General features: G+C 52.7%; 3 protein-coding genes. 2 read left to right on the top strand and 1 reads right to left on the bottom strand.

Annotated features, from left to right (window positions below; genetic code table 11):
• The first annotated feature begins 472 nt into the window (after nt 1–472).
• Nucleotides 473–2284 (top strand): ammonium transporter, encoded by a 1812-nt coding sequence (locus tag BT142_RS16000; RefSeq protein WP_072419182.1) that lies wholly within the window; start codon nt 473–475, stop codon nt 2282–2284.
• An 81-nt stretch (nt 2285–2365) separates the two neighbouring features.
• Here the strand turns inward: BT142_RS16000 and BT142_RS16005 are convergent, their stop codons facing one another.
• Nucleotides 2366–4189 carry an adenylate/guanylate cyclase domain-containing protein gene (locus tag BT142_RS16005; protein WP_072419183.1) on the bottom strand — a complete coding sequence of 608 codons (1824 nt, stop codon included), beginning with the start codon at nt 4187–4189 and terminating at the stop codon, nt 2366–2368.
• A 232-nt stretch (nt 4190–4421) separates the two neighbouring features.
• Between BT142_RS16005 and BT142_RS16010 the strand changes: the two genes are divergently transcribed.
• A partial coding sequence (locus BT142_RS16010; RefSeq protein WP_139275811.1) for a FecR domain-containing protein occupies nt 4422–7204 on the top strand: 2783 nt, incomplete at its 3' end.

The following is a 7204-nucleotide window of genomic DNA, read 5'->3' on the forward strand; positions in this document are numbered from 1 at the left end:
AGCAGCGTCACGAACGCCTGAGTTCTGTTAGGTATAGCAGTCATGCTTTTCTCCTTACAAAAAAAATGATCCGTGCGGATCTGCTTGTCATTATATCCGATGGGACAGCTTCTTTCAAGAGTGGTGCTGTAATTATTTCATTAATTTTCTGTAAAACGTTCACGATTAGCCGCGAAAGTGGGTCTGACAGGCTCGGGAAATGTCTTTTTTGCCTCGGATTTTGTATTTTATTTACTATATCAAGTCGGATATCCGCGGATAATCTCGTTTTATTCTACAAAATTGACAAAACCCTCTTGACAAATTGACAAAAGCGGAGTATACTTGTTACATGAACAGCAATGGGGCTGCGGAAATGTAAAGGTTTCCGCAGCTTTATTTGTTTACAAGCGCTTGAAAAAGATTTTTTTGCACAACGGGGTGCGTGGGCAGTGAGGTCCATGCACCCTTATTTTTTTCTGGAGGGATTATTATGGACGCTCAGACGATCATAGAACAGGTGACGCAATCCACCGACAAGACCATATTCGGAGTATGGTTCATGATCGCAGTCGCACTCGTTTTCTTTATGCAGGCAGGATTCGCGATGGTCGAAACAGGCTTCACCAGAGCGAAAAACGCAGGCAACATCATTATGAAAAACCTTATGGACTTCTGTATCGGTACAGTAATGTTCATTCTCATAGGCTTCGGACTTCTTCTCGGTGAGGATGCCGCGGGACTTATCGGAAAGCCCGGCTTCGATATCTTCACAAGCTATGACAGCTTTGCATGGGATCAGTTCGTATTCAACCTCGTGTTCTGTGCCACCACCGCGACTATCGTTTCGGGTGCGATGGCAGAGCGCACAAAGTTCCTTTCCTACTGCATCTACTCGGGCATCATCAGTGCGCTGATCTACCCGATCGAGGCACACTGGATCTGGGGCGGCGGCTGGCTCGCACAGCTCGGTTTCCACGATCTTTCGGGTTCATGTGCGATACACATGGTCGGCGGCATCTGCGCACTGATAGGTGCTAAGATCGTCGGACCCCGTATCGGCAAGTTCGTCAAGACAAAGGACGGCGACGTCAAGGTAAACGCTATCCCGGGACACAACCTCATAATCGGTGCGCTGGGCGTATTCATCCTCTGGTTCGGCTGGTACGGCTTCAACCCTGCGGCTGCTTCGGAAGTTGGTCAGCTTGATTCGATCTTCCTGACCACCACCGTAGCACCTGCTATCGCAACTGTTACAGTAATGATCTTTACATGGCTCAAGTACGGCAAACCCGATGTTTCGATGTGTCTGAACGCTTCGCTGGCAGGACTTGTCGGCATCACCGCAGGCTGTGACGTTATGGACTGCTTCGGCGCTATCATGGTCGGCATCGTTTCGGGCTTCCTGGTATGCTTCGGCGTATGGTTCCTCGACTACAAGCTCCACATCGACGATCCTGTAGGTGCGGTAGCAGTACACATGATGAACGGCATCTGGGGCACAATCGCGGTAGGTCTTTTCGCTACCAAGGCAGCTCCCGGATACGCGATCCAGATCGAAAACGGCGGCATCAAGGGCGAAGGCCTTTTCTACGGCGGCGGTTTTGAGCAGCTCGGACTCCAGCTCCTCGGTTTTGTAAGCGTTGCTGCATGGGCAGCTGTTTCGATCACCATCACATTCCTTATCATCAAGCACACCATCGGCCTCAGAGCTTCCGAGCAGGAAGAGATCATCGGTCTCGACATCACCGAGCACGGTCTGGTATCCTCGTATGCTGACTTTGCACCTTCGATGAACGACGCATCGGTTTACGGCTACACCAAGGACGACGCTAAGAGCGTAAAGAAGGTCGGCAAGGACGTTCCTCCTATCAAGCCCGTACCTGTTGAGAAGGCAGTCGAGGTCGAGAGCTATGTAGCACCGACCGTAGGCGGCGCACCCAGAATGACGAACATTGTCGTAGTATTCAAGGAGCAGAAGCTCCAGGACTTCATTCAGGCTATGGAAGCTATCGACGTAACGGGTATCACGGTAACTCACGTACTTGGCTGCGGAATGCAGAACGGTCAGCGTCACTACTACCGCGGCACCAGCATCGAGATGAACCTGCTGCCTAAGGTAAAGGCTGAGATCGTTGTATGTGCAGTTCCCGTTAACAAGGTAATAGATGCGGCGAGAGCGGCACTTTACACAGGTCATTTCGGCGACGGCAAACTGTTCATCTATCCTATCGAGAATGTCGTAAAGGTACGTACAGGCGAGCAGGGATTTGATGCATTACAGAATTATGATGAAGTAGGCTGATAAAAGCTGAATGGTATCCACTCCACATAACGAACGGACCCCGTGAGCGATCACGGGGTCTGTTTGCTGTTATCCGTCGGTTTAGTCAGACGTTTCTTCCGCCGCCGTTTTTTCCTCGGCAAGCCCCGTCAGCGAATACACGAACACTTCCTTCGATTTGCCCTTGAGCGGGATAGCGCCGATGGGTTCGGCAGTCACCCTGTCCTTCACTTTCTCGTAGACCGACTCGCTTATGAGTACCTGACCTCTCTTTGCGTTGGCTTCGAGCCTTGCGGCGGTGTTTACCGTGTCGCCTATGGCTGTGTAGTCCATTCGGAAACTGCATCCTATATTGCCCACAACGGCTCTGCCGCAGTTGACGCCGACTCCGAACCCTACCGAGCGTCCGTACTTTTCAAGGAACTTGCTCTCGATAGCGTCGCCGCCCGCAACGATGTCGAGCGCCGTCTTCACAGCCTTGAAAACGTAGTCGTCGAGGTCGAAAGGCGCATTGAATACCGCCATCGTAGCGTCGCCGATGAACTTGTCGAGGGTGCCGCCGTTGTTGAAGATGGAGTTGGTCGTCAGTTCAAGGTAGCTGTTCAGGATATCGACCACCTGTTCAGGGCTGAGGTTTTCCGACATGGGGGTGAAACCGCGTATGTCTACGAAAAGAACCGCTATCTCGCGGCTCTCACCGCCGAGACTGATGCTGTAGCCCCCCGACTTTGTTATCTCCTCAACTACCTGAGGTGCGACGTACTTTTTAAAGGTATCCGAGATCTTCTTTCGCTCAGCCGACGCCGAGATGTAGCTGTGGATAATGCTCAGCGCACAGACCGCCACCGCCGAAAGCGGGAAGTAGATGAACGGGAGCCGAAGTCCCGCGTTGTTTATCGCCATGACCGCCGCCGCGAAGCCTGCCACGATGACCGCCATCAGCGTTATCGAAAGCCCGGGTCTCATACGCCTGAACAGCAGGAAGATGAGCCCTGCCGTGAATGCGAACATCAGTGATGCGGTCATCCTGTCGGCGACGACGGGGTACTTTTTGTCGATGAGCGCCTGGATGATGTTGGCGTGTATCTCACATCCGAACATAAGTTCGGAGCTGTTGGGTACGGCGTACTGGTCGTAAAGACCCGTCGCATAGGCGCCTATAACGACGATACAGCCGCTGAACACCCTCGGGTCGATGTCGCCGCTGAGTATGTTGCACAGCGGCACTATCTCGTAGTTGCCCGGTCTGCCCGCGTACTGGATGTTCATCCTGCCGTTTCTCAGCTCGGGAGCGGCTTCGGTGATGCCGTTTTTCTCGCAGTACATCTTGTACGCCTTGTAGGAAAGGCTGTACAGTTCTTCTCCGTCGTGGCTGCTGGTCAGCAGAGCCGAGCGCAGCACGCCGTCGGAATCGGGCAGGGCGTTCACGAAGCCTGTTGCACAGCTGCCGCTCATTATCGGCTGGTCGATGGTCTCGATGTTGAAGTTGTCGATGTAGCCCGTTCCGTCCTCGCGGTATTTGTAGACGCGGCTGTAGTTGATGTAGGAGCCCGAGATGACCCTTCCGCTGGCGGCGCAGGCATCTCTGAGCGCCTTGTCGCCTGCCTCGTCCATGCTGCCCGTCAGCAGCAGATCCATCACGATAACGTCGGGATAATCGCTCAGACTGTTGATGACATCCGCGTACATCTGTCTCGACCATGTGCCCATATTGCCGTATTCGCGGAGCGTCTGGTTGTCGATAGCGATGATCTTTATCTTGTTGTTGATGCCTCTCGGACGCTGATACAAGCGGTCGGTGACCAGCTTCTCAAAGGAGCCGAGGATATCGAAATAGCAGAAAATGAAGGACACCAGTATGATGAACACCGTTTCGGCTGTCTTGACCAGCAGCTCCCGCTGTTTTCCGCTGAGTTTTTCTTTCATGACTCAAAATCACCCTCATCTGTACTGCCGTCGGCAGCTTAGTATACCTTATTATATCATATCGCCGAGGGTTTGTCACTATTTATCCGAAAAATATATTGACAAAACAGAATTGTTATGCTATGATTATATTGGATGAATATGTTTAAATTTTATATTAATTTTGTATACATTATATAATAGATCAGGATAACTGCCGCTGATTCAAAAGCGGCATAGGGGGGATCAGGCTATGAAACTGGCTTCGCTGCTGCACAGTAAGCTGTTTGTCGGTATAACTGCCGCTGTCGTTTCCGCGGCTGCGGTCGTTACGGGCATAATGCTGAAAAACCACGACGAGGATTACCGTGTTATAAAGGTGTTCGAGGTGAACGGTCAGGCTTTGGTCGAGCGCTCGGATGTGGGAGAGATAGACCCGTATTCGGGCATGAACCTTGAAAACGGCGACAAGGTCTCGACATTCAAGGACAGCACCATGCGCATCGTGCTGGACGACACCAAGTACGTGTTCATGGAGCAGGAGTCTCAGCTTGAGCTTGAAGCATCGGGAAACGCTTCCGACAGCAAGACGCGCTTAGTGCTCAAAAGCGGCGCCATCCTCAACGAGATAACCGAGCAGCTTTCGGCAGGCTCGGCTTACGAGGTAACTGCGCCCAAGGCGACTATGGCAGTCCACGGAACGAGTTTCAGAGTCTCGGTCTCGAAGGACGACTACGGCGATTACATAACCAAGCTCGAAGTATTTCACGGCACAGTGAAGGTCTGTCTGCTTGACGAAAACGGCAACCCGACAGACAAGACCGCTATGGTCGGCCCCGATAAGTGCATCATAATCAAGACCGTCCACAACGAGCACAGCGGCAACGACCCATCCATCGACGGCACATCCTTCTTTGTGACGCCCGATGAGAACGGCTATCTCGTGATAGTGCCCGATGGCGAAGACCCCCGTCAGCCCATCGACTACAATAAGATACCATACTCGACTCTCGAAGAGCTTTACAAGACCGACGCGCAGAACGAGATAACCCTCTACGAGGAAGTTATCGAGAAGATTATCGAGGCGATGAACGGTCAGGAAGGCAATTCGCACGACGATACCCCGAGTCAGACTGATAAGGACAGTTCGTCGGAGACAACGACAACTACGACCACCAAGGCGCTGAGCTCCGAGCCCGATGAGACGACCACGACAAAGGCTCACACGACCACCAAGGCTCAGACCACAACTGCCCCTGTGTCAACGACCGCTCCGAAGGAGAACGGAAGCTCGACATCGACTACCGCAGGTTCCTCGGGTTCATCAGGTTCTTCGGGCGGCGGCTCAAAGACCACCACCAAGGCAGTCACGACCACGACGACCACCACGACCGCTCCGCCTCCCCCCGTGTCCGTTGAGTACACGGTAAAATTCTATGACTATGACGGCACACTGCTGAGCACTCAGACGGTCGAAGAGGGTGGCTCGGCCACCGCGCCGACCAACTACAAGGGTTCGTATGTCGATGCCGACGGCTGGACATGGATATTCAGTGAGTGGGATAAGTCGTTTACGAAAATCAAGGCTGATACCACGATCACCGCAGTCTACACGCAGAAACCGCAGTATACCGTCATTTTCAAGGACTACGACGGTACTCAGCTCTCGAAGCAGACCATTGAAGAGGGCAAGGACGCGACCGCACCCAAGAACTACAAGGGGACATACACCGACGAAGACGGCTGGACCTGGACGTTCAGCGAGTGGGATAAGCCCTTCACAGGCATCGAAGCCGACACGACCGTGACCGCAGTCTACACGCAGAAACCGCAGTATACCGTAATATTCAAGGACTACGACGGCACGCAACTCTCGAAGCAGACAATCGAAGAAGGCAAAAACGCGACCGCACCCAAGAACTACAAGGGTTCGTACATCGACGACGATGGCTGGACATGGACGTTCAGCGAGTGGGACAATCCGTTCACATCCATCAAGGCTGACACGACCGTGACAGCAGTTTACGTTCAGAAACCACACTATACCGTTATTTTCAAGGACTACGACGGTACTCAGCTCTCGAAGCAGACCGTTGAAGAAGGCAAGGATGCGACCGCACCCGAGAATTACAAGGGTTCGTACATTGACGAAGACGGCTGGACTTGGACATTCAGTGAGTGGGATAAGCCGTTCACCGAAATCAAGTCTGACACGACAGTGACCGCTGTTTACGTTCAGAAACCGCAGTATACCGTAATTTTCAAGGATTACGATGGTACCCAGCTCTCGAAGCAGACCGTTGAAGAGGGCAAAGACGCGACTACTCCGAAGAACTACAAGGGTTCGTACATCGACGAAGACGGTTGGACGTGGACGTTCAGCGAGTGGGACAAGTCGTTTACATCCATTAAGGCTGACACGACTATCACCGCTGTTTACGTTCAGAAACCGCAGTATACCGTCATCTTCAAGGACTACGACGGCACAAAGCTGTCAGAGCAGACGATCGAAGAGGGCAAGGACGCGACCGCACCCAAGAACTACAAGGGTTCGTACATCGACGAGGATGGCTGGACATGGACGTTCAGCGAGTGGGACAAGCCGTTTACATCCATCAAAGCTGACACAACTGTGACGGCAGTCTATACACAGAAATCGCAGTATACCGTAATTTTCAAGGACTACGACGGTACTCAGCTGTCGAAGCAGACAATCGAAGAGGGCAAAAACGCGACCGCTCCCAAGAATTACAAGGGTTCGTACACCGACGACGATGGCTGGACGTGGACGTTCAGCGAGTGGGACAAGTCGTTTACATCCATTAAGGCTGATACGACCGTGACCGCGGTTTATAAGCAGAAACCGCAGTATACCGTAATATTCAAGGACTACGACGGCACACAGCTCTCGAAGCAGACCATCGAAGAGGGCAAAAACGCGACCGCACCCAAGAACTACAAGGGTTCGTACACCGATGAGGATGGCTGGACATGGACATTCAGCGAGTGGGACAAGCCGTTCACAGGCATCGAAGC

It is taken from the genome of Ruminococcus sp. YE71 (genome assembly GCF_900119155.1).
Taxonomy (GTDB): domain Bacteria; phylum Bacillota; class Clostridia; order Oscillospirales; family Ruminococcaceae; genus YE71.